Raw genomic sequence first — 342 nt, forward strand, 5'->3', positions numbered from 1 at the left:
GCCAATACGATGAACGCCATATTAGGCAGTTGCCGTCATCGTAAGACGTCCGGTAGTGGAACAAAGAGGACGGTACCAGTCCAATGTCCGCTATGAGCGAGGAGCGGACGTCAAAAACATGGCGACTGAGTAGCTCTACCACATCAAACATAACAACCCTGCTAAAAATCAGCAAAAGCCAGCTCCGCCAGCTTCTTGAGCGCAGAACGGGGATCTGACGAGCAATATTCTATGACGCCTAACCAGACAATTTTTTGTTTGTCGAAACCCTGATGGTAAAACTGATAACGAAGTCCCGGGGCGCAGACGAGAAGTACAGGGTAGCGCGTTATCAATACCTCA

1 pseudogene is annotated in these 342 nt (G+C 49.4%); it reads right to left on the bottom strand.

The features are described from left to right. Positions 1-161: 161 nt before the first annotated feature. Positions 162-342: pseudogene (locus tag WFL93_RS24155) on the bottom strand (hypothetical protein); the annotation flags it as partial.

The organism is Pantoea sp. USHLN256, from assembly GCF_037149875.1.
Lineage (GTDB): Bacteria > Pseudomonadota > Gammaproteobacteria > Enterobacterales > Enterobacteriaceae > Pantoea > Pantoea nemavictus.